Source organism: Cupriavidus sp. 01L45 (assembly GCF_056399885.1).
On the sequence record NZ_JBFTSG010000004.1, the window covers coordinates 127,347 to 150,417 of the forward strand.

Here is a 23,071-nt window from a genome sequence, read left to right on the forward strand (position 1 = left end):
CATGACTGACGACGCAGAGCGGCTGGAGCCGTGCCCCTGGTGCGGCGAAGTACCTGGAAAGGATAGCTATGCCTTACGTGATGGCGGCTACAAATACGGTGGAATCGTGTGCGGATGTGGCGCGCAAGGACCGGACGTGCGAACCGATTATTACGATTGGCCGCACTGGAAAGCAGCTGCCATCGCCGCCTGGAACCGCAGAGCGACCGCAGGGGCACCGGCGCCGACCTACCAGTGCGAGCACGTCCGCGTGAAGCAGATGCGAGACGGAAACATCATGGTGACGATGATTGCTAAGGGCTTCGAGAGCGCTCCGCGATACGCGGTGCGACCCATCAACCCTGCCGTAGTCCGCGCCTCCGCATCCCCCAAGCAGGAGAAATGACCATGTGGGAGCGAGGGAGCGCTGCGGAGCGCTACAGAACCGACCTGAGCTACAGGAAGCTCGTGGACATGATGGAAGCGATGATCCATCAAAGCCAGTTCACACCCAGCGAGATGCGCGAGGCCGCGGTGCTTGCTTCGATCCACTACGAAAGCACCAACATACGGCGCATGCATATTCCTCTAACGGCAGAACTCCACGAGCAATTGACGCACTTTCACAAGATGGTCACCGAATCGCCTAGGGAGGACTGAGCCATGAACCAACGAGCCATCCAGACCGCCGCGAAGCTCTACGAGACGCGCGATACCGTAAAGCGCCTGCTCGGCGACAAGTACAAGGAGCGCATGACCGAACTCGGCAGCGCTCTCCAGAAAATCGCAGCACGCAAGGGCAAGGACGTCCTCATGACCGCAAAGGAAATCTGCTCCGACCCTGGTATGACCAGGATGGAGATAGGCCAGATCATGGCCGCCGCTGTTGAACTGTTGGAGCCGTCGGCGTGATCGCGGCAGCCCAACACATCATCGAGACAACCCGCCAGGCTTGGCAGATTGGAGAAGAACATGGCAGCAACTAAAATGCCAAAACTGATTTCACTGGAGGCTTGGGCCGAGCGCATCTTCGGTGACGCCAAGCCGCACAAGAACACGCTGTACAACTGGCGCCGATGTGGGTGGATCGTCCCTGCCCCCGTCAAGATTGGGCATCGCTACTTTGTCGAGCCGAGCGCAATCTATGCTGACACGGAAGGCGAAATGGCGCGGAGGTCTGGAAATGGCGGCTAGGAAGCGGGAGGCAAAGAGGCGCAACTGGCCTGCCAACCTGAACCAGAATGGCGCAGGGTACTTTTACTATCGCGACCCCGACACGAAGAAGGATTACGGACTGGGGCGCGACCAGGCGCGGGCTTTTCAGGAGGCGCGTGCAGCCAATGCTGAGGTGGCGAAGCGCCGCGGACACGTTTCCTTGGCGCAGCGCATCACGGCACCGGACGGCAAGACGCTGACGGAATGGTCGGTGACATATGAGGAACTCTACCTGAAGGACCGAAAACCCACCGATAGCACCATGAAGACGGTGAAGTCCGGCATCCGGGCGGCCTGCTCGGCCCCATTCGCCGGCAAGCACCTGCGCACCATCAAGACCGACGAGGTGGCCGCCTTCCTAGATGAAGCAGTTACAAAGCGCGGCGCCACCATGGCGAAGCTGGTCCGCAAGACGCTGCACGACATGTTCCGCACTGCCGAAACCAAGGGGCTCATCGACACCGGCATGAATCCGGTGACCGTGACGAAAAACGCGGTGATCGAGGTCGAGCGGTCCCGGCTGACGCTGGAGCACTTCCGCGCGATCTATGCGAAGGCGAAGGATCTGGACCCATGGGTGGCTCGCAGCATGGAAATCGCCATGCTGACCGCCCAGCGCCGCGAGGACATTTCGAACATGCAGTTCTCCGACGTGCAGGACGGATTCCTGTTCGTTACGCAGTCGAAGACCGGGGCGAAGATCCGCATCCCAACCGCTGTCAGGCTCGAAGCACTCAATCTATCACTGGAGGAAGTGATCAAGCAGTGCCGCGATGATGTGCTTTCGAAGTGGGTTTTGCATCACCGCAGGAAGATCGGCGCGCGCCTGCCGGGGAGCCAAGTCGGCCCCGACGCGCTGACCAAGGCGTTCGCAAAAGTGCGTGGGAAGGCAGAACTTACCTGGGACAGCGGGAAGACGCCGCCGACCTTCCACGAACTCCGCAGCCTGGCCGCACGCCTGTACGCGGAGCAGCACGGCGCTGATTTCGCGCAGGCGATCCTCGGGCACAAGACCGCGAGCATGACGGAAATGTACCGGGATGTGCGCGGCGCAGAATGGGTAGAGGTCAAGCTGTAGCGCGAGAATTCCAGACGAATTCCAGACGAATGCCAGACGGCCTAGCACTGGCGCGCGTTTCCGGGCGATGCCGCTACCTCCGAGGTAATCGCAGGTTCAACGCCCCGTGTCGGGCGACTCCGGCGAGCGTGCGTCCTCGGCGGCATCCGGCAAGTAGATCCTCGCCAGCCCTTTGGTAATGGCTTCGACGATCTGTTCGCGCCGCAACGCGATATGCGCGCTGAGATAGCGCTCGCCCGCCTCCCAGTTCTGGTCCGCCAGGGCGCGCACGATCTCGGCATGTTCGCGCTGGGTGGAATCGCGGCCGATGTTCTCCATGTCGATCCACCGGATGAAGCGGATGCGCTCGTTGAGGCTGGCGAGCATGCGCCTGAGCTCGGCATTGCCGGCCATGGCGGCAATGCGCATGTGAAAACCCTCGTCGAGCTCGACCAGTTCGCGCACCGGCGTATCCGGCGGGACCGATTTGCTCCGATCGAGATAGGCGCCAACCTCCGCGATAGCGGACGGCGTGGCACGCGCGAACGCCAGGCGCAGGCATTCCCGCTCCACCGCGACACGGGCCTCGTACAGATCCAGCATTTCCTGGATTTCGAGCGGGCGGCGCATATAGCCGCGGCTCGATTCCACCAGGAAACCATCCGTGGCCAGCCGGGTAAGCGCTTCGCGCACCGGTGTACGGCTCACGCCCAGCCGCTCGGCCAGTTCAATCTCGTTGAGGCGCTCGCCAGGCCTGAGTTCATACGAAATCGCCATCTCCCGAAGCGTGGTGAACACGTCGGAACCGCGTCTTCGCCTGACGGTGGAAATAGGCGTCTTCATGCTGTTGTCTGCTTCGCTTCGAAAGGATGGGCGCTGGATCATACCGCGTGCCCGTGGCACGTCCGGCCCGGCGCTGCAATTTTAAGTATACTTAACTGTATTCTAATGTGTATCCTTTGCGCATGCCTGCTCAACTGCAACGAAGACAGGCATGCGCCCGGCCCGCAACCAGGGCGGCGCGCGGCCCCTGGATTTGGAGATTCCCCGGATGACTAAGATGAATGGCGCCGAAGCCATGGTGCGGATGCTTCAACTCAACGGCGTGAAGCACGTCTTCGGCCTGTGCGGCGACACCAGCCTGCCCTTTTACGATGCCCTGGCGCGCCTGGACCACGGCATTGACCACAYCCTGACCCGGGACGAGCGCAGTGCCGCCTATATGGCCGACGCCTATGCGCGCGTCACTGGCAAGGTGGGCGTCTGCGAAGGCCCGAGCGGCGGCGGGGCTACCTACCTGTTACCAGGGCTGGTCGAGGCCAATGAATCTTCCGTGGCCGTGTTGGGCATCACGTCGGACGTTTCGGTGGGTTCGCGCGGCAAATACCCGCTGACCGAGCTGGACCAGGAGGCACTCTACCGGCCATTGACCAAGTGGAATACCACCGTCGACCGTGCCGACCAGATTCCCGATGCGGTACGCGGCGCGTTCCGCGCCATGACCACGGGCAAGCCGGGTTCAGCCCATATCTGCCTGCCGTACGATGTGCAGAAGCACGAGGTCGATGCCGCCGACGTCTGGGCCCAGCAGGGGCACGACCGTTTCCCCGCCATGCGCTACGCCCCGGATCCCGCGGAAATCGAACGCGCGGCGCAAAAGCTGGTGGCAGCGCGCGCGCCGGTCATCATTTGCGGCGGCGGCGTGGTGATTTCCGGCGCCTGCGGCGAACTCGACGCGCTGGCCGTCATGCTGTCCGCGCCGGTCTGCACCACGGTCAGCGGCCAGGGCAGCCTGGCCGACACCCACCCGCTCAATGCCGGCGTGGTGGGCGCCAACGGCGGCATCATGGCGACCCGCGAGATTGTCGCCCAGGCCGATCTGGTGCTGTTCATCGGGTGCCGGGCCGGTTCGACCACCACCGAGCACTGGCGCTTTCCCGCCCGCAGCGTGCCGATCCTGCATATCGATGCCGACCCGATGGTGATCGCGGCCAATTACCGGACCGAGGTCGGCATGGTGGGCGACGCGCTGCTGGCCTTGCGCGCGCTGAACCCCGCCGTGCGGGACCGCCTTGCGCATCGCCCGGCGGACGCCGCCGACGGCGTGGCGCTGGCTGGCGCGGCGCGTGCCGCCAAGCTGGCCGCGTTCGCCCCCCTGGCTGCATCGCACGATACGCCGATCAAGCCCGAGCGCGTGGTCGATGCACTCAACCGCCTCCTGCCCGACGATGCCATCGTGGTCGCCGACCCCGGTACGCCTTGCCCGTACTTCTCGGCCTACTACAATGCCAGCCGGCCCGGCCGCCACTTCATCACAAACCGGGCGCATGGCGCGCTGGGCTTCTCCATGTCGGCGGGCATCGGCGCCATCGTCGGCCGCCCCGGCGCCACGGTCGTCTCGGTGATGGGCGATGGCAGCTTCGGCTTCACCTGCGGCGAGATGGAAACCCTGGTGCGGCGCAAGATCCCGCTGAAGATGATCGTGTTCTCGAACTCGGTCTACGGCTGGATCAAGGCCAGCCAGAAAGCCGGCTACGACAAACGCTATTTCTCGGTGGACTTCAACCGCACCGACCACGCCCGGGTGGCTGAAGCCTTTGGCGTGAAGGCCTGGCGGGTGGAAGATCCCGCGCTGCTGGATGCTGCMGTCCGGGCTGCGCTGGAGCATGATGGTCCGGCGCTGATCGATGTGATTTCACAGGAGTTGCAGGACTCCGCCGCGCCGGTGAGCCAGTGGATGGGCTGAGGCACAGGGCCGGCAAGCGCGGCCGCCGGCCAGGAAGGACCGCGCACGGGAAGTCACGGACGCCATCAGACGCCAACAGACCAAGGGAGAGGTATTCATGCATTGCCTACGTGTAGCATCCGTCAACCGACGTGCGCTGGTGGCCGGCGTCGCGCTCCTGGCCTGCCTGCTGCCGCTGGCCATCCGGCCCGCGCTGGCGGACAGCGCAACGCCACTGAAGCTGGTCGTGACCTTCCCGCCCGGCGGCAGCACCGACATCGCCGCGCGGATCATCCAGCCCAAGCTGGCCGAGGCGGCCGGCAGGCCGGTGGTGATCGAGAACCGCCCTGGCGCCGCCAGCCAGCTCGCCACCCAGTACGTGGCCCGCTCCGCCCCGGACGGCAACACCGTGCTGGTGAGCTTCGACACCCACGCCATCAATCCGATCGCCAAGTCCAAGCTGCCCTATGACACCTTCAAGGACTWCGTCGGCGTGACCCTGGCGGTACGGTTCCCGCTGGTCATCGGCGCCTCGCCCACCGTGCCCGGCAAAGACCTGCGGACCTTCCTGGACGCCGCCCGACAGGCGCCGAACAAATACAGCTACGCCTCCACCGGGCTTGGCTCGATGAATCACCTGGTCGCCGAGGACCTGAAGCGCCAGGCCAGCGTCGAGTTGCTGCATGTCCCCTATGCCGGCGGCGGGCCCGCCGTGCAGGCCGTGCTCGGCAATGTGTCAAGCCTGACGCTGCTGAGCTACGCGGCGCTCAAGGGCCAGATTGCCGCAGGCAAGATCAAGCCGCTGGCCGTCACCGGCAACCAGCGGCTGCCGGACCTGCCCGATGTTCCGACCGTGGCGGAATCCGGCTTTCCCGGCTTCGAGGCCTATTCCTGGATCGGCATCTTCGCCCCGGCCGGCACCCCGCCGGCGACGGTGCGCAAGCTCACCGAAGCGTTCCAGGCCGCGCTGGCGGACCCTGAAACACACCGCAAGCTGACCCAGGCGGGTTTCGAGGTCGTGGCCAGCGATGGCCCGGCGCTGGACCGCTACGCCCGCGACCAATACGAACGCTGGAATGCATTCGTCAAGAAAGCCAGCCTGAAACTGGAAGACTGAAGGTGCGGAAAGCGGTGAGTATCGCCGCCCTATGTCACCCTGCCGCGCGTTTCGCTCAGGGCCGCGCTCAACCCGTATTTGCGGATCTTCTGGTACAGCGTGCTCTTCGCGATGCCAAGGCGCGACGCGGTCCTGGTCAGGTTGCCGCCGCTGTACGCCAGGGCCTTGCGGATGGATTCCGATTCGGCCATTTCCAGCGAGTACACCGTCTCGGGCGCGCTGCTGGCAAGGCCCTTGGGCAAGCCGGTGGCGCCCGGCATGCCCACCGCGCTGATTTCGAGCGGCAGCTTGTCCATGGTGATCACGCCGCCTTCGGCCATCAGCAAGGAGCCCTCCAGCGCGTTGCGCAATTCGCGGATATTGCCCGGCCAGTCGTAGGCCAGCAGGCACCGGTAAGCGTCGTCATCGAACGAGGCCACCGGCAGGCCGTAGCGCTCGCATAGCTGCCCCAGCCAGTGCGTGACCAGGGCCGGAATATCGTCCTTGCGCTCGCGCAACGGCGGTATCGCGATATTGGTCACGGCGATGCGGTAGAACAGGTCCATGCGGAATTTTCCCGCGGCCACATCGTCGCGCAGGTTCCGGTGGGTGGCGGCGACCAGGCGAAAGCTGACCTTGCGCGGCGTGTTTTCGCCCAGCCGGTAAATTTCCCCCTCTTCCAGCACGCGCAACAGGTGCGGCTGGATATCGAGCGGCATTTCCCCGATTTCGTCCAGAAACAGCGTTCCCCGGTTGGCGGCCTCGATCTTGCCGGGCGCGCCCGATTTGCGTGCCCCGGTGAACGCCCCCTCGGCATAGCCGAAGAGCTCGCTGGCGAGCAGGTCCCGCGACAGCCCCCCGCAATTGAGCGCCACGAACGGGCCATCCGCGCAAGCGCTGGCCTGGTGAATCCCCTGCGCAAACAGTTCCTTGCCGACACCGGTCTCGCCCAGCAGCAGTACCGGCACCCTGGACGGCGCGAGGTGCTGCGCCTTCTCCACGGCGGAGCGCAAGGCAGCACTGCTGCCTACGATCCGTGAAAACGCCGGGGCCAGGCCCGGCCGGGCGGCCGGCACGCCGACAGCACCTGTTGCAAGACGATGCGGCGCGGCAGGGATCACCACGACGAAACCCAGCATCTCACCGTTGTCGCGGATCGCTTCGAAGCGGGTCAGGCGCAGCCATTCGGGGAGTGGTCCGGAGCCCGCGCCCGCCGCGCGGGCGTCCAGGCCGGGGACGGAAAACGCACTGTTCAGCGCCGTGCGCACACCCAGCCGTGCCAGTGCGGCCGGTGCCTGCGGATTGGCCTTGATCAGGCGCCCGCCCGCATCGAGGACGAGCACGCCATCGCTGCGCACCGAGGCAAAATGGCTCATGCAGCGATCCAGCAGGCGCAGGCGGCGCTCCATGGCCAGCTTGGCCAGCCGGCTTTCGATACGGCCGGCCAGCGACACCGTCAACGCCAGGCTATGYCGGCTGTAGGTCTGCGCCAGGCCGGACACATCGATGACCCCAAGCACGCCGCCGTCCAGCGGATCGCGGATGACCGTGGCCGAGCAGGTCCAGCGCTTGATGCCGGCGCAAAAATGCTCGGCGCCGTGAATTTGCACGGGCTGTTGCAAGGCCAGCGCGGTACCGATGGCATTGGTCCCGCAGTTGAGCTCGGTCCAGTCGCAGCCGGGAATCAGGCCCACTTCCCCGGCCGGCTCGACGATGCGCATATCGCCCTCCTGCTGGAGGATCATCCCGTCGGGATCGGCCAGCAGCATGATGGTGCCGGTCTGGGAGAGAAACTCGCGGGTCTGCTGTATCAACGGAAGGCTGGCGCTGAGCAGGCGATCGTTCTTCTCCCGCCGGGCGCGCAGGGCCCCTTCGTCAAGCGGTGGCGGCGCGGCACCGGCACCGGGATCGACCTGGCCCACCAGACAGCGGCGCCAGGAATCGTCGACCACGCAGCGCAATTCTCCGGCACTCGCCTCACCACCGTCGATCAAGTGTTCCCAGGCGGACATGATGCTGGCGTCGTGGTCGGGATGAGAAAACCAGTCCATCGGTGTGCCGGCTTCTTGCATTCCGTGTCTCCTTGCGGGGGCCCGCTCGATGCGGGCTCGGATGGCCGGTTCGCCGGCTCGTTCTCTTGTCTTGTCTTGTCTTGTCTTGTCTGCTTTGCGGGACCAGGGCCCGCTTCCTGCATGCTACTCCCGACGCTGCCGCCAAAGCCAGCCGGGACTTGCCTATGTGCAAGTTCCAGGCCACGCGCCAGCCATCGGCCGCGCGCCCTGCCGGGCCGCACGCGCGCCGGATCGTCCGCCAGCGACCGGCCGAAAACGAAACGGCCGTCCGAAAATCGAACGGCCGCCAGGCCTTCCGCCCGGGGATGGCCGCTCCATCCCCGGGCCAGAAAGTGGACAAACAATTACTTCCGTGCCGATGCGCGCATCAATCCACGCGCTCCGGCAGCGGCAACTTCACCCAGTCCGTGTAGAACGCATCGATATCCGGCTCGAAGTCGTGGATCACCGGATACCACGGCGTAGGCGCTTCCACGTCGTGCATGGTCCCGCATTTCGGGCAGTAGTACTCGCGGTACACCTGCCATTGGGTATCCGGCGCCATCAGTTGCGGATAGACCTCGGCCATGGCTTCGTCCGTATCGCGCACATAGACGTTGGCGTGCAGCTTCCAGTTCTCCCGATAGTCGCAGAAGACATGGCCGCAGTCGCATTGGGTCACCCAATTCCTGGTCTTGGCTTGCTGCACGATAAACATGTGCGGGCTCAGCGGCAGCACGATGCGATCGTCCCAATCGAGCTTCTTCTGCAGTGCTTCCACGTAAAGCTGGAAGCGCGCGGCATCCTTGGGCATCGACAGCATGCGCAAGGTGGTGTCCCAGTCGAGCTTGCCGTCGACCAGGTTCTTGACCTGTTCACTGGTGTAGGTGGACATATTGAATCCTCTCTGGTGGCGTATTGCCTGATGTCTGTGTTCGCTGGCGTGGGCCGGGCTTCATTCCTCGACCAGCACCACGGTGTTGACGTCGGGCATCTTGGACAGGTCCATGCGGTACTTGGAGCCATAGGTCGGCACGTCCAGTTCGTCCTCGGTCAGGGTCCACGAGTCCGGCAGATCCCAGAACGTACGGAACTGCTGCTCGAACTTCTTCGACAGACCGAAACTGGTGGCGAACATGTGCTGCACCTGGGTCGAAGCGTGCTTGACCAGGATCCGCTCGCGCTCGCCCTTCATCCATTCCTGGACGGGCTGCGAGCGCGCCAGGCGCTGGTTACGGATCTCGACGCGCAGCAGCGCCGTTTCCCTGGCATCCACCTTCCAGATGCCGTTGCCATCCCTGGTCGCCACGGCGCCGTAGACCTTCTGCGCGTACTCCGGCAACAGCAAGGCGTTGTTCAGGTCCCGCTCGATGGCTTCCGCCTCGCGGTCGAGCGGGTCGCCAAAGCCCGGGCCGCCGCGCAGGTAGTTCAGGTACAGGTCGTAGTTGTCGTAGCAGTCCTCGGTGGTCATGCACTGCTGGTCGCGCTTGACTACCGCGCCGGCGTTGAGGTGGTTCTCGTAATCCGGCAGGTCCGGATTGGCATCGCCGCCCAGCGGCAGGCTGTCGCCGGCGGCAATGCGCTCCTTCAGGCCGGTCTTGTGGGCCTCGAAGCGGTAGCCGGTGGCGGCCGGATAGCCGCCCATCAAGCCCCAGTCGCTGTTCATATAGCCATTGCCCATGAAGAACATGGTCCAGTCCTGCGCTTTCCACACCATGCGCAGCGTCTCGAAACCACAGCCGCCCCGGTACTTGCCGTAGCCGCCGGAATTGGCCTTGGCATTGCGCCCCAGGTAGAGCAGTGGCTCGGCCATTTCCCAGATCTCGATGTCGCCCATGTCGCCTTCCGGGTTCCAGATCGCCGCGGCATGATTCAGCCCATCCTTGATGGCGCTGGCGCCGGTGCCGCACGAGGACGCCTCGAAACTGTTGACCGCGTGGATCTCGCCGTCCTGGTTGATGCCGCCGCCCTGCAGCCAGTTGGAGGTGTTGGCGTTGCCGGCATTGACCTCCTCCAGGTAGCCACGGCTGAAGTAGGCCTGCGAGAGGCCGCGCCACATCGCACTCCAGCCTGAGACCAGGAAATGCCAGGCATAGGCATGGCCGGTGCGGCGGTCGTCCGGGTTCATCCAGGTACCCTTGGGCAGATGGAATTCCGTACCGAAGTAAGCGCCGTCGTTGATGCGCTGCGTGGGCACCAGGGTCTGCGTCATCATCACCCAGATGCCGCTGGTAAAGGCCACCTGATGCGCGTTGTACGAGTGCCAGCCCCAGCGGCTCGCGCCCTCGAAATCCAGCCGCCACGAGCCGTCCTTACGGATTTCCATTTCCACCGGCGAATGCATGATCGAATCGAGCTTGGCGAAAGCCGATGAGGTCTGCACGTCCGGATGGTTGTATGGCACGTCGACGAAGGCGACCTTGCGGTACTTGCCGGGCAACGTCATCGCCTTGATGCGTGTCTGCAGGCCGCGCCGCCCCTCCTCGATCACCTCGTAGGAGAACTCTTCGTAGGCTTCCAGTCCTTCGTCCTCGATCACTTCTTCGATCAGGTCGCGGATCATGTGGCAGCCCGCAATGCGGGTACGCTCGTCCAGGATCCAGTATTTCGGCGTGCGTACCGAGCGCTGGCTCTCATGCAGCCAGTCGCGCAACGGGGTGTCGTTCACCCCGGTCTTGCGGCAAGTGATCATGTAGCCGTCGCCGAAGCGCTGCACCTGCCCGGTCGACATCGATCCAGGCGTCACCGCGCCGGTGTCGATCACGTGGGTCACGCCGCCCACCCAGCCGACCAGCTTGCCGTGCGCGAAGATCGGCACGATGGTGGCGATGTCGCAAGGATGGACATTGCCGATCGAGCAATCGTTGTTGGTGAACATGTCGCCGGGATGGATGCCGGGATTGGCCTCCCAGTTGTTCTCGATCATGTATTTGATCGCCGCGCCCATCGTGCCGACGTGGATGATGATCCCGGTCGAGGTCAGCACGCAATCGCCCGCGGCGTTGTAGAGCGTGAAGCACAGTTCGCCCTCCTGCTCGACGATCGGGCTGGCGGCGATCTTCTTGGCGGTTTCGCGCGCATGCACCAGGCCGCCGCGCAGCTTGGAGAAGAGCTTTTCGTAGCGGATCGGGTCCCGCTCGCGGAATTCAAGGCGCGTGAGCCCGTTGTAGTGGCCGGTTCTGGCTGTGCGCTCCAGGATGGCGTCGCGGAACTGCTTGAGCGTTTCGCCGGTCTTGAGCAGGTCGGCGAGGCCGACTTCCTTGCTGGACATCATGTTCATGGCGTGTCTCCTTACTTCACTTCTTTGAGGTGGAAGAGGCGATGCTTGTCGAGCGTGGTGGCAAAGCCCTCGGGCACCACGAAGGTGGTCGCGTCCGACTCGATGATGGCCGGTCCGGTAATGATGTTGCCGGGCTGCAGCGCCTCCATCTTCCACAGCACCGCGTCGCGCCACTGCTTCTGGCGGTACAGCGGGCGCGTTCCCAGGCGGGCTTGCGCAGGCGGCTTCGGCCCGCCTTCCGGGTCTTCCGGCAGCACCGGTTTCTGGGTAATCACCATGCCGCGCATGATCGCGCCGGTGACGGAGAAGCCCAGTTCCGGCGAACGCGCCGAGCTGGCGTACACCCTGCCGTAGGTTTCCTCGAAGGCGTCGACGATCTGCTCCCAGTCCCCGGCCGTGGCGGCACTGACGATAGGCGAGCTGATTTCCAGGTCGTTGAGCTGGCCCATGTACTGCATGCGGTAGCCGGGGCGCAGGATCACGTCTTCGGGCTTGAAGCCGTTGATCTTGAACTCCTCGATCACCTTGGCGGCCAGGTCCGACCACGCCTTCTGGATGGTCTGGGCCGCCTGGGCCTTGTCCGCCTCGGCGGCGTCCTGCGGCAGCGCCAGGTCGACGCTCTTGTCATAGCGGTATTCGAAGTCCGCGCAGGCGCAGCCGAATGCCGAGAAGCCCGCCGCCCACGCCGGCACGATCACGTCCTTGAACCCCAGGCCTTCGGTGTAGCCATAGGTATGGACCGGCCCTGYCCCGCCATAGGAGAAGCAGACGAACTCGGTCGGGTTGTAGCCCTTGGCGCTTACATTGGAGCGCAGGTACTCGCGCAGTTGCAGGTCGAGCAGTTCGATCACGCCCGCTGCCGCATCCTCCACCGACAAACCCAGCGGATCGGCGATCTGCGCCTTGATATGCTGGCGCGCCCGCTCGACGTCCAGCTTGATGGCGCCGCCAAGGAAGTTGTCGGGATTGAGGTAGCCCAGCACCACATGGCAGTCGGAAACCGACACCGTGTCCAGCCCGCTCTCCGGCCAGCACGTACCGACGCGGTATCCCGCGCTGTCCGGACCGAGCTTGATGGCGCCGCTATAGGGATCGAGCCGCACGAAGCTGCCCGCGCCGGCGCCCACCGAGTCCATCGTCACCAGCGGCAGCGACAGCACCAGGCGCGCCATGTCGGGATCGGCGGCAATGGCAAAGTTGCCCTTGGTGATGAGCGCCATGTCGAACGAGGTGCCGCCGATGTCGGAACAGGCGATATTGTCGTAGCCCAGGGTCTCGCCCAACAGCTTGGAGCCGATCACGCCGCCGATCGGGCCGGAGACGATGGTGCGTGCCAGTTCCTTGGCCTTCCAGCTGATGGTGCCGCCGTGGGTGGCCATCACCCGCAGGTCGAACTTGGCGCCGTGCTTCCTGAAACGGTCGCTGACCTTCTTGAGCGTTTGCCGCGAGGGCTCGGCCGCGTAGGCTTCGAGCACCGTGGTGTTCATCCGGTGGCTTTCCTTGCGCTGCGGGTAATAGTCCACCGAGGCGAACACGGGGAGATCGGCGCCCAGCTTCTTGAGTTCCTCGCGCACGATGTCGCGAGCTTGCTGCTCGCTGGTGCCGTTCTTGTGCGATTGCAGGAAGCAGATCACGATGGCCCTTGACCCGGCCGCCACCAGTTCGCGCGTTGCCTGGCGCACTTCGTTTTCGCGCAGCGGTATGACGATCGCACCCTGCACGTCGGTGCGTTCGGTCACGCCGCGGGTACGCGACAGCGGCACCAGCGGTTCGTCGTAGCGGTGCGTGTTGAGATGGATACGCTCCTCCAGCGCGTAGCCCAGGTAGCTCTGGATGGCCCGCCCCATCGAATGGACGTGCTCGAAGCCTTTGTTGACCATCAGGCCCACGTCCAGTCCCTTGCGCTGCACGACGCGGTTGAGCATCGCGGTACCCGAGTACACGCAGGTCAACAGTTCGGGATACACGTCGTCGACGCCGCGCTGCCAGTGCGCAAGCGCGTCCTCCGAGGAGTTGAAGATGGCCAGGGATTCGTCTTCCGGGTTGCTTTGGGCCTTGCCGACGACGAACCGCCCGTCGGCGCGCACAAAGAAGGTGTCGGTCATCGTGCCGCCGGCGTCGATGCCCATCACCTGGACTTGTGATTGCACTTCCATATCCTTGTCTCCTTGCTTTGACAGCGTTCACGGCGGCTGCCAGGCAGCGCCGTTGCCAGACTCACCGCGTGGCACGGTGGTCCGGTGTCTGTATCGCAACCGCTGTGCCAGCCCGCGGAGACAAGCGTTTTTTCTTTTTATATCAATGGGATATCGAATATTCCCGGGCTACGGAAAGTGGGAACAAGCGACTTGCACCGTCTCGAACGTCGTGAATTCGAACGGCGCATCGTTCGGTTTTCGCGCTGCGCGGGGGGCGGCGGCCCGTTCGGCCGCAGATACCGCCGGGCGATGGATAAGCCACTCTGTGCAAGGCCGGAAGCGGTCCTGACACACAGCGATGTTATGCTTTGGGCCTCGATAACTCCTGCGCGCACAGGGCGCGCACCCTGATGGAAATTGCCATATTACTGGCGCTGATTCTGATCAACGGCCTGTTCGCGATGTCCGAAATCGCCCTGATGACGGCTCGCAAGGCCCGCCTGCAACGGCGCATCGAAGAAGGCGACCGCGGCGCCATCGAGGCGATCAAGCTGGGCGAAGACCCCACCCGCTTCCTCTCGACCGTGCAGATCGGCATCACTTCGATCGGCGTGCTTAACGGCGTGGTTGGCGAGTCCACCCTGGCCCAGCCGCTCGGTGTGTGGCTGCAAGGCCTTGGCTTGCAGGCGTCGACCGCCGGTTACGTGGCAACCATCATCGTTGTGGCGGGCCTGACGTACTTTTCCATCGTGCTTGGCGAACTGGTACCGAAGCGTCTCGGCCAGATGGCGCCGGAAACCATCGCCCGCCTGGTGTCACGCCCGATTTCCTTCCTGGCGCTGGCCTCCACGCCCTTTGTCAAGCTGCTCTCCAGCTCGACCCGGCTGGTGCTGCGCATGCTTGGCGTCAAGAGCGGCCGTGGCCCGGCCGTCACCGAAGAAGAGATCCATGCGCTGCTGGTGGAAGGCTCGGAGGCAGGCGTCATCGAGCAGCACGAGCACACCATGGTGCGCAATGTGTTCCGCCTCGACGACCGCCAGCTCACCTCGCTGATGGTGCCGCGCGGCGACGTGGTCTGCCTGGACGTGGAAGTCCCGCTGGAAGAAAACCTGCGCCGCATCGAGGAGTCCGATCACTCGCGCTTCCCGGTGGTGCGCGGCGGCATGCACGACATGCTCGGCGTGGTCAGCGCGCGCCAGTTGCTTGCGCGCCGCCTGCGCGGCGAGCCCACCGACCTGGCCGCCGTGGTGCAACCTCCGGTTTTCGTACCGGAGAGTGTGACCGGCATGGAATTGCTGGAGAATTTCCGCATCTCGGGTGGCCAGATCGCTTTCGTCATCGACGAATACGGCGAGGTGCTGGGCCTGGTCACGCTGCAGGACCTGATCGAAGCCATCACCGGCGAATTCAAGCAGGACGGCGTCGGCGAGGAATGGGCGGTGCAGCGCGAGGATGGCTCCTGGCTGCTCGATGGCCTGATCCCCATCCCCGAGCTGAAAGACCGCATTGGCCTGCGCCACGTGCCGGAAGAGGACAAAGAGCGCTACCACACGCTCTCCGGCATGTTGTTGCTGTTGCTGGGCCGGCTCCCGCAAACCGGCGACACGGTGCGCTGGGCCGACTGGAAGTTCGAGATCGTCGACATGGATGGCAAGCGCATCGACAAGGTATTGGCCTCGCGCGTGCCGCCCGAGGACGGCGCCGACGCCGAAACCACCGGCTGATCACCCTGCCCGCCAGGCCTGGTTACGCCAGGCGCCGGATTTTGAGCTCCGTCAAGCCCCCGCGAATCCGCACTATCCCTGTATCCGCAGCTCTTCGGGCGGCGCCTGCCGTGCCGTATGATCTGGCTGTGCCGTGCCACTCCTGACTGCGGCTTGAGGACAAGATCCCCAGGCCGGGGCACGGATGGCATGGCGGTTGGTGCGGTCACGGCATGGCCGGATCGTGCCCGGATCACGACAGGGACCCCCCATGCATCCTGACGCAGACGACGATGTCCGCTCGGCGGAGGTGGACCCACGGGAAACAAGCGATTTCGCTTGCGCTCTGGCAGCGCGCCGGCAACTATCGCCCGCCACGCAACGATTCGCGGTCCTTGTTATCCACCTGGACCGCTTTACCCACGCCAGCGAAATGCTCGGCGCGCATCTGGCCGGACGGTTGCGCGCGCAGGCAGTGGCGCGTGTAGCCGCGCTGGCGCCCCCGGCGGAGATGACGTGGCTGGGGCAAGCCGACATCGGCGCGGCTGTGCCGCTACCCCTGGCGGCGACCGATTACATGGAAGCCGCGCTGCGCCTGGCACGCGGCGTGGCCGCCGGCCTCGCACGCCCCTTCCTGCAGGATGGGTTCGAATTGTTCCTGGCCAGCAGCGTCGGCGTGGCGCTTGACGAACCCGACAAGCCGGCCGAGCGCAGCCTGCGCGAAGCGTATGACGCGATGCTGCGTGTGCGCAAGCGCGGCGGTGACGGCGTTGCCGCCAACGCTGCCACAACGTCCCGGCCGCTTTCCACGCCGCTGCTGGCTGCCCTCCCGCACGCGCTGGCGCGAAGCCAGCTTGCTCTGAACCTGCAGGCACGGGCATCGTTGTCCACGGGCTGCGTGACAGGCTATACAGCCAGGCTGCGGTGGCAGAGCCCCGAGTTCGGGCGTGTTGCGCCACAGGACTTCCTGCCTGCGCTGGAATCGCTCGGCATGATGGGCGACGTCGCGCGGTGGCTGATGGAAAACGCCCTGCCCCTGCTGAACTGCCCGGGCATCGGCGAACCGGTGGAACTCTCCTTGCTGGTGTCCAGCGCGCAGATGCACGGTACCCCCATGATCGATACCCTGCTGCGCACGCTGGAACGCCGGCATCTGGACCCGGCCAGGATTTGCCTGGAGATCCCCCCCGGTGCGTTGCTCGCCACCGACCGCGTGGCTGCCGCGAAGCTGGCCACGCTGCGGCGCGCCGGCGTGCGCTTTGCCTTGAGCGACTTTGCCGACGCACCTGGCGGCAGCGCGACCCTGGAGCGCCTGCGCCCGGATCTGCTGACCTTCGATGCGCGCTGCATCGGCACGACCGCGCAGCCAAACCAGGAGAGCGCCGGCGCCGCCCGGCTGCAATCCGCCTGCGAGCAGGCACAGCGCCTTGCGTTGCCAGTCTGCGCCAAGGGCATCGAAACGCGGCACCAACTGGCCGAGGTGCGCAACTGGGGCTGCAGTGCCGTGCAAGGCTACCTGCTGGCCCAGCCCTTCCCGGCCCAGTGGCTGGCCCAGACACATGCGGCCATTTGCGCCCGTGCGCGCGAGCTGCTGGCGTAGCCAGGCCGCCCCTGCTGCCGCCTCGTCCCCGGAATGCGGCGTCCTGTTGCACGTTTCGCCGGGCACGAACGGTTACAAAATGGCGGGAGTCGCGCTTCATAGTGCCCCGCGACAACGGTAGAATTGCGGCGAATTCAATGATCGAAAGGAGTCTGGCGTGAAAAAAGGATGGATCTTCTGCATTCTGTTTGCCACCCTGCTGGCTGGCTGCAACACCATGGCCGGGCTCGGCCAGGATATTCAGAAGGGCGGCCAGAAGCTCGAAGGCGCGGCGGATCGCAGCAAATAGGATGTGTCGCCGGCACCGGCTCCGGTGCCTGGCGGCGTGGGCCTGGCATGGCGCGACCCGCCCGCCTCCACCCGCCGCCTCGCTCGTCATCCCCGGCCAGCGCGCCGGGGGTGTTACAGCAGCTCCTCCGGCGTGAATGGCGCGAGCACGTCGATCCAGGTGCGCTTCGACCAGCTGGTATCCGGCTCGGTATCCAACACCACTGCCTTGTCTCCCTTGCCATCCACCCATTGCACCGCGCCCTGTCCGGACAAGCGCAGCAGGTAGCTGTTGTCATCGATCGCCCCGGCAAATAGCTGTGCGACTTGCTGCGCCAGCTTCGGGCTGTGGATGATCAGGCCAGTCTCGGTGTTCTGGCTGGCCGAGCGGGGATCGAAGTTCATCGAACCCACGAACAGGTTGGTACGGTCCGCGACCGCGGCCTTCACATGCAGGCTGGCCTGCGACGACGTGTAATCCCCGATGATTTTCTGCGGCCGGCCGGGTCGCGACTTCAGCTCATGCAGTTCCACGCCCGCGCGCAGCAGGTCGGGCCGGTAGCGCCGGTAGCCGACGTGGACGATGGGCGCATCGGTGGCGGCCAGAGAGTTGGTCAGCACGCGCACTTTCACGCCGCGCTTGACCAGATCCGCCATCCACGCCACCCCGCGGTCGCCAGGGATGAAGTATGGCGAGATCAGGATGATCTCCCGGTTCGCCCCGCTGAGCATGCGGCCCAGTTCTTCACCCATGGTCTCGCGGGCGGCGGGCGCCTGGTCCGGCGACACCTTGCTCGGCGCATCCACCATCACGCTGGCGGATGCCCATTCGAGCGCCAGCTTGCCACCACCCGCGAACTGGCGCCCAAGGAAGCTGGCGCGTGCGTCGATTGTGCCGGGCGGCGTCATACCCTGTGCCTCGATGCGCTTGCGCTCGGTTTCCGCGTCGACCAGGGTCCGCTCGGGCCGTGCCGCGCTGGCGCCACCGGCGCTGGCGGCCGCGTCCGCCGTCTCGGCCGGGGTCGCGAGTGTTTCCACCGATACCGCCAGCGGGTTGTTCCAGTATTGGTCAAAGGCAGCGGAGAGCCGGCGCACGGCGGGCCCGGCCGCGATCACGTCGAGATCGACGAAATTGGTATCCGGCGCCCTCACGAAATAGGCGTTGCCTATGTTGCGCCCGCCGGTCATGGCCAGTGCGTTGTCGGCGATAAACGCCTTGTTGTGCATGCGCCGGTTCAGGCGCCGGACGTCGGTGGCGGAAGAGAGCATCCGCGTGAACTTGGAAAAGCGCCCCGCCGGGAACGGGTTGAACATGCGCACTTCGATATTGCGATGTCCCGCGAAGCGCAGAAAGGCCCGGTCCTCGCCATCGCTGTGCAGGTCATCGACCAGAACACGCACACGCACGCCCCGCTCGGCGGCGGCCCGCACCTGGTGCAGGATTTCGCGGGAGGATTCGTCGGCCTCGATGATGTAGTACTGGAGATCCAGCGTGCGCGTGGCATGTTGCGCCAGCGAAATCAGGGTGCCGTAGGCTTCCTCGCCGGAAGCGATCACGTGGAAGCCGGACAGGGCCGGGTCGGGCGAGCTTTCCGCGACCAACCGCCCCAGGGCGGTGGTGGCAGGGTCGGACAGGGCGGCGGTTTGCTCGCGTGGAACTGACGGTGGCAGGCTGGCGCAGGACTCGGCGAACAGGACCAGCGCGCAAACCAGCGCGCGGCGCAGCCGGCGGGCCCCGCTTCCCGCGGAGCTTGCCGCGCTACCCGCCGCCTTTCCCGCCAATCGCGCAAACATGCTGCCTCCAGCAGTCCGGATAAGGCAAGCTTAGAACCTGGCGAGGCGGCGTGCTATCCGCCTTTGTCCGACGCCCCAGGCAGGCGTCAGGCGCTCTTGCGCAGCGCGGCAGCCTCCTGCGCCAGCGTACGCACCCGCGCCCAGTCGCCCTTGGCCACGGCGTCCTTGGGTACCACCCAAGAGCCGCCCACGCACACCACATTGGGCAGAGCGAGATAGCTTGGCGCACGCGCGAGATCGATGCCGCCGGTGGGGCAGAAGCGCAACTGCGCGAAAGGTCCGTAGAGCGACTTGAGCATCGGCACCCCGCCCGACGCTTCCGCCGGGAAGAACTTCAGGAACTTGAAGCCGGCCTCCATGGCCGCCATCGCTTCGCTGGCGGTGGCCACGCCAGGCAGCAGCGCCACGCCGGCGCCCTGCGCAGCCACGGCCAGTGCCGGCGTGAGCCCGGGCGAGACCGCGAATTGCGCGCCGGCATCGCCTACGGCCTTGAGGTCCGCCGCTGTCAGCACCGTCCCCGCGCCCACGCAGGCCTGCGGAAACGCAGCCGCCACGGCCTTGATGGCGTCCAGCGCCACGGGCGTGCGCAGCGTGATCTCCAGCACCGGCAGGCCGCCGCCGACCAGGGCTTCGGACACATGCAGGGCTTCGTCGACGGAGGAAAACTCGAGCACCGGGATCACCGGCACGTTAACAAGGCGTTCGATCAGCGAGGGAGATTGAGTTTGCATGGCAGTGGGTGTTCGGTAAGGTCGGACGATGGGACTTGGCGCTTGGGGTTGCAAGCCGGCCTGCCCGGCCGCCCGTTGGGCGGCGCCGGGCGCCAGGCGGTATCAGGCAATCACGGAAACCGACTGGGCCATTCGCGCCAGCACGGTTTCGATAAACGGGATCGGCGCCACGGCGCCGTAGCCGGTGGTGGACAGCGCGGCCGCGACGTTGGCATAGCGCGCGGCCTCGAAGGGATCGTCGCCAGCGGCCAGGCGAGCGACGAAACTGCCGCCGAAGCAGTCGCCGGCGCCGGTGGCATCGAGCGGGCGCACCGGGTACGGCGGCACCAGCGAGCGGGCGTCGGGGGTCGCCACATAGGCACCCTCCTCGCCCAGCTTCAGCGCCACCAGCCCGATGCCGCAGCCCAGCAGGTAGTCTACGATGGCGTCGCGGTCGTTGAGACCAGTCAGCACCGTGATGTCGTCCCAGCTTGGCAGGCATACGTCGGTCAGCGCAAAGGCCTCGCGCATGATGCCGCGTGCGCGTGCGAGCGTCCAGAGCCGCAGGCGCAGGTTGGTGTCGAGCGTGACCTTGCAACCCGCCTTGCGCGCGTGCTCCATTGCCGCCAGGCCGGCGTCGCAGGCGTTGGTGCTGATCGCCAGGCTGATGCCGGAAACATGCAGGTAGCGCGCCTCGGCGATGGCGTGGTGCGGCAGGTTCTCGTGGCTGTAGTGGCTGGCCGCGGAGCCGCTGCGCAGGTAGTCGAAGCGGTGACCGTGCGCGTCGTGCGTGACGAAGTACACGCCGGTCGGCGCACCGGCATCGACGCGCACGTGGCGCGTATCGACCCGCTCCTGCGTCCATAGCGCCAGCAGCCGTTCGCCGAAGGTGTCCTCGCCCACCGCGCTGATATAGCCGGCATGCGCGCCCTGCCGCGCGGCCGCGATGCAGAAGTTGGAAGTGTCGCCGCCAAACCCTTGCAGGTAGCGCGTGGGATCGTCGGGCTGCTGGTTGAATTCAACCAGTGCTTCGCCGAAAGCGAGAATGTCGATGCTCATGGTGCAAGCGTCCCCTGTCGTTGCTGTCGTTRCTGTTCGTTGCTGCTCGTCACTGCTGCCTGCGATGCCGTTTCAGAAAAACGTCTGCACGAGGTCGATCACGCGCAGGTCGCCGTCGAGCACCGGGATATGGCGCCATTTGTCGAAGGTAAGGCATGGATGCGAAATATCAAAGGCAACCATGTCGCCGACCTTGAGATCGTCGCCCGGCCGGATCTGCAGGTATGCGTGCTGGTCCATCATGCCGGTGACTTCCCAGTGCACGGGCACCGGCACCGGGGCCTCCGTGCCGGGGCGGTACACCTGGGCGGGCAGCGGCATGCCGGCGTCGAAGGCGGCGTCGCGCTTGCCCATGCCGATGATGGCGCGGTCAGGCTCGGGAATCGACTGCACATAGGCCCACAGTTGCAACGCCGGGAGCAGGCCTTCGCGCATCTTCTGCGCGACCGGGTTGCTGGCCAGGATGCGTTGCTGCGCGGCGCGGTAGATGCCGACGTCGTGCGTGAGGTAACAGCCGGGGCGCAGCACGATGTCGATCGGCGTGCCGATGTCGGTGCGGGCGAACTCCTCCGCCACTACGTCGTACCAGGCCGAGCCCGCGCCGGACATCACCACCGGGTTGCGGCCGAAGCGCCTCGCCGCGGCCAGTTCGCGCGTCACCGCGACGGTGCGTTGCAGGAACGCGCGGATGTCGGCCTCTTCCTTCAGCACCCCTTCGTAGATTTCCACGCCGGCCAGCGACAGCACGCCGGGCCAGCGCGCCAGCGCCGCCAGCACCGCCTCCTGCTGCCGCGCGTCGCGCACGCCGGTACGGCCGCCTGTCACGCCCAGCTCCAGCAAGACCTGTAGCTGCTGCCCGCGGCCACTGAAATAGGCGCCGAGTTGGTCCACCAGTTCAGGCGAATCCACCAGCGTGAAGAACTCGAAATCCGGATCGCGCAGCAGGTCGGCCACGATTTCCATATTGCGGCGGCCAACCAGCTGGTTGGCCATCATCACGCGCCGCACGCCGTGCGCATACGCGGCGGCGGTCTGGTGCGCGGTGGCCAGGGTGATGCCCCAGGCGCCGGCGGCAAGCTGGCGCGCGAACAGCTTGGGCGCCATGGTGGTCTTGCCATGCGGCGCCAGCTGCACACCGTACTCGCCCATGAAGCGGCGCATCCACTCCAGGTTATGCACCAGGCGCTCTTCATACAGCACCGCCGCCGGCAGGCTCAGGTCTTCGGCCAGCAATTTCCAGCCTACCTGGCCAGCGTCATCGGGCGCCAGCGGCGCCTCGAGCTTGCCCAGCGCCTTGTTGAGCGGATCGATCGTGCCGGCTTGGTACTTTATTTCACGCATGTTGCCATCATCCTGAAAAATTCCGATTGACGTAATGATAGCCTTGAAATTACGATATTTCACCCTTGTTATAAAGTAACATTCAAAGCTGGCTCCGGGGCAACATCGGCCCGATGGACCCGCTTGCCTCCACCACCGACCTGCCAACCATGTCCRCGCCCTTCGACATCCTGACCCGCATTGCCGAGCGTGGCCCCACGCTGCGCCTGGCCGAGCAGAAGGTCGCGCAAGTGATCCTGCAGGACCTGGCTGGCGCGGCGGCCACCAGCATCAACGAACTGGCGCGCCAGGCCGGGGTGAGCGAGGCCAGCGTGACCCGTTTCGCCAAGGCCATCGGCTGCCGCGACGTGCGCGACCTGAAGCTGCGCCTGGCGCAAGCCACCGCGGTGGGCCAGCGTTTCCTGCAGGCGGAAGTCGCCCGCGCGGCGGAGCCGTCCCCGGCCACGCTGGCCGACAGCATTCATGCGGATATCCTGGACTCACTTGAGGTCAACCGCAAGCTGATCGACCCCGACCATATGGAGCGTGCGGCGCGCCTGTTGCTGGAGGCACGCATGGTCTACGCTTTTGGCATGGGTGGCGGCTCGTCCTTCATGGCCGACGAGGCGCGTTACCGCCTGGCCCGCCTGGGCCGTCCCGTGGCCAGCTACCAGGACGCGCTGCTGCAGAAGATGGTGGCGGCCACCTTGCAAAAGGACGATGTCGTGCTTGCCTTCTCCGCCACGGGCAATGTGCCCGAGATGCTGGCCAGTTGCGATATTGCCCGCGAATACGGCGCGAAGCTGGTCGCGGTGACCGCGCTGGGCTCGCCGCTGGCGGCACGCGCCGACGTGCTGTTGCCGGTGCGCACGCTGGAAACCGATTTTATTTTCAAGCCCTCGGCCTCGCGCTACGCGATGCTGCTGGTGATGGACGTGCTGGCTACCCAGCTCGCCCTGCTCCAGCAGGACCAGAGCCAGGAGCAATTGCGGCGGCTCAAGTACGTGCTCGACGCGCACCGCGGCAACACTGCCGGACCGGATGCCCCGGAAAGCCGCCAGCCGCTCGGAGACTGAC

At 65.7% G+C, this 23,071-nt stretch carries 20 protein-coding genes; 11 read left to right on the forward strand and 9 right to left on the reverse strand.

Going from position 1 to position 23,071, the window contains the following annotated elements; all coding sequences use genetic code 11:
* Window position 1: 1 nt before the first annotated feature.
* Genes AC1DT6_RS04295 through AC1DT6_RS04315 form a run of 5 tightly spaced genes read left to right on the forward strand, consistent with a single transcriptional unit; the run spans window position 2 to window position 2,272 of the window.
* The gene (locus tag AC1DT6_RS04295) at window positions 2-385 is read left to right on the forward strand and encodes a Lar family restriction alleviation protein (protein WP_477114509.1); all 384 of its coding nucleotides are present in this window, start codon (window positions 2-4) and stop codon (window positions 383-385) included.
* Window positions 382-639: a hypothetical protein gene (locus AC1DT6_RS04300; RefSeq protein ID WP_477114510.1), complete on the forward strand. Its 258-nt coding sequence runs from the start codon at window positions 382-384 to the stop codon at window positions 637-639. Before AC1DT6_RS04295 ends, AC1DT6_RS04300 begins: the two co-directional genes overlap by 4 nt.
* Before the next feature lie 3 nt (window positions 640-642).
* Window positions 643-891 (forward strand): hypothetical protein, encoded by a 249-nt coding sequence (locus tag AC1DT6_RS04305; RefSeq protein WP_477114511.1) that lies wholly within the window; start codon window positions 643-645, stop codon window positions 889-891.
* Window positions 892-951: 60 nt separating this feature from the next.
* On the forward strand, window positions 952-1,173 hold the full coding sequence (locus AC1DT6_RS04310; protein WP_477114512.1) for an excisionase: 222 nt from the start codon (window positions 952-954) through the stop codon (window positions 1,171-1,173).
* The gene (locus tag AC1DT6_RS04315; protein WP_477114513.1) at window positions 1,163-2,272 is read left to right on the forward strand and encodes a tyrosine-type recombinase/integrase; all 1,110 of its coding nucleotides are present in this window, start codon (window positions 1,163-1,165) and stop codon (window positions 2,270-2,272) included. The genes AC1DT6_RS04310 and AC1DT6_RS04315 overlap by 11 nt, the downstream gene beginning before the upstream one ends.
* A 96-nt stretch (window positions 2,273-2,368) precedes the next feature.
* On the opposite strand, the gene AC1DT6_RS04320 is transcribed toward AC1DT6_RS04315, so the two are convergent.
* Window positions 2,369-3,094, reverse strand: a complete 726-nt coding sequence (locus AC1DT6_RS04320) for a GntR family transcriptional regulator (protein ID WP_441627761.1) — start codon at window positions 3,092-3,094, stop codon at window positions 2,369-2,371.
* Between the two features lie 208 nt (window positions 3,095-3,302).
* On the opposite strand from AC1DT6_RS04320, the gene AC1DT6_RS04325 reads away from it, so the two are divergent.
* Window positions 3,303-4,997 (forward strand): thiamine pyrophosphate-binding protein, encoded by a 1,695-nt coding sequence (locus tag AC1DT6_RS04325; RefSeq protein ID WP_477114514.1) that lies wholly within the window; start codon window positions 3,303-3,305, stop codon window positions 4,995-4,997.
* Window positions 4,998-5,094: 97 nt separating this feature from the next.
* Window positions 5,095-6,093: a tripartite tricarboxylate transporter substrate binding protein gene (locus AC1DT6_RS04330; RefSeq protein ID WP_477114515.1), complete on the forward strand. Its 999-nt coding sequence runs from the start codon at window positions 5,095-5,097 to the stop codon at window positions 6,091-6,093.
* 29 nt (window positions 6,094-6,122) lie between these two features.
* Here the strand turns inward: AC1DT6_RS04330 and AC1DT6_RS04335 are convergent, their stop codons facing one another.
* The 4 genes from AC1DT6_RS04335 to AC1DT6_RS04350 all read right to left on the reverse strand — a co-directional run bounded on the left by AC1DT6_RS04335 (window position 6,123) and on the right by AC1DT6_RS04350 (window position 13,559).
* Complete coding sequence (locus tag AC1DT6_RS04335; protein WP_441627767.1) at window positions 6,123-8,144, reverse strand: sigma-54-dependent Fis family transcriptional regulator; 2,022 nt, start codon at window positions 8,142-8,144, stop codon at window positions 6,123-6,125.
* A gap of 367 nt (window positions 8,145-8,511) precedes the next feature.
* Window positions 8,512-9,018 (reverse strand): acetone carboxylase subunit gamma, encoded by a 507-nt coding sequence (locus tag AC1DT6_RS04340; protein ID WP_441627769.1) that lies wholly within the window; start codon window positions 9,016-9,018, stop codon window positions 8,512-8,514.
* Between the two features lie 60 nt (window positions 9,019-9,078).
* Complete coding sequence (locus AC1DT6_RS04345; RefSeq protein ID WP_441627771.1) at window positions 9,079-11,403, reverse strand: hydantoinase B/oxoprolinase family protein; 2,325 nt, start codon at window positions 11,401-11,403, stop codon at window positions 9,079-9,081.
* 11 nt (window positions 11,404-11,414) lie between these two features.
* Window positions 11,415-13,559: a hydantoinase/oxoprolinase family protein gene (locus tag AC1DT6_RS04350; RefSeq protein ID WP_477114516.1), complete on the reverse strand. Its 2,145-nt coding sequence runs from the start codon at window positions 13,557-13,559 to the stop codon at window positions 11,415-11,417.
* Window positions 13,560-13,951: 392 nt separating this feature from the next.
* Between AC1DT6_RS04350 and AC1DT6_RS04355 the strand changes: the two genes are divergently transcribed.
* From AC1DT6_RS04355 to AC1DT6_RS04365, 3 genes are all read left to right on the forward strand, one after another.
* Window positions 13,952-15,265: a hemolysin family protein gene (locus tag AC1DT6_RS04355; RefSeq protein ID WP_441627775.1), complete on the forward strand. Its 1,314-nt coding sequence runs from the start codon at window positions 13,952-13,954 to the stop codon at window positions 15,263-15,265.
* 250 nt (window positions 15,266-15,515) lie between these two features.
* Complete coding sequence (locus AC1DT6_RS04360) at window positions 15,516-16,844, forward strand: GGDEF domain-containing protein (RefSeq protein ID WP_441627777.1); 1,329 nt, start codon at window positions 15,516-15,518, stop codon at window positions 16,842-16,844.
* Between the two features lie 157 nt (window positions 16,845-17,001).
* A complete protein-coding gene (locus tag AC1DT6_RS04365) occupies window positions 17,002-17,133 on the forward strand; it encodes an entericidin A/B family lipoprotein (RefSeq protein WP_035861400.1) in 132 nt (43 codons plus the stop codon).
* A 113-nt stretch (window positions 17,134-17,246) separates the two neighbouring features.
* Here AC1DT6_RS04365 and AC1DT6_RS04370 read toward each other — a convergent pair whose 3' ends face one another.
* The 4 genes from AC1DT6_RS04370 to AC1DT6_RS04385 form a co-directional block, all read right to left on the reverse strand.
* Window positions 17,247-18,905, reverse strand: coding sequence for a phospholipase D family protein (locus tag AC1DT6_RS04370; RefSeq protein ID WP_441627779.1), 1,659 nt, complete (start codon window positions 18,903-18,905; stop codon window positions 17,247-17,249).
* 86 nt (window positions 18,906-18,991) lie between these two features.
* On the reverse strand, window positions 18,992-19,636 hold the full coding sequence (gene eda, locus AC1DT6_RS04375) for a bifunctional 4-hydroxy-2-oxoglutarate aldolase/2-dehydro-3-deoxy-phosphogluconate aldolase (protein ID WP_441627781.1): 645 nt from the start codon (window positions 19,634-19,636) through the stop codon (window positions 18,992-18,994).
* Window positions 19,637-19,738: 102 nt separating this feature from the next.
* On the reverse strand, window positions 19,739-20,674 hold the full coding sequence (locus AC1DT6_RS04380; protein ID WP_441627783.1) for a sugar kinase: 936 nt from the start codon (window positions 20,672-20,674) through the stop codon (window positions 19,739-19,741).
* A gap of 72 nt (window positions 20,675-20,746) precedes the next feature.
* The gene (locus tag AC1DT6_RS04385) at window positions 20,747-22,015 is read right to left on the reverse strand and encodes an amino acid deaminase (RefSeq protein WP_441627785.1); all 1,269 of its coding nucleotides are present in this window, start codon (window positions 22,013-22,015) and stop codon (window positions 20,747-20,749) included.
* Window positions 22,016-22,164: 149 nt separating this feature from the next.
* On the opposite strand from AC1DT6_RS04385, the gene AC1DT6_RS04390 reads away from it, so the two are divergent.
* A complete protein-coding gene (locus AC1DT6_RS04390; protein WP_477114526.1) occupies window positions 22,165-23,070 on the forward strand; it encodes a MurR/RpiR family transcriptional regulator in 906 nt (301 codons plus the stop codon).
* The last annotated feature ends 1 nt before the right edge of the window (window position 23,071 follow it).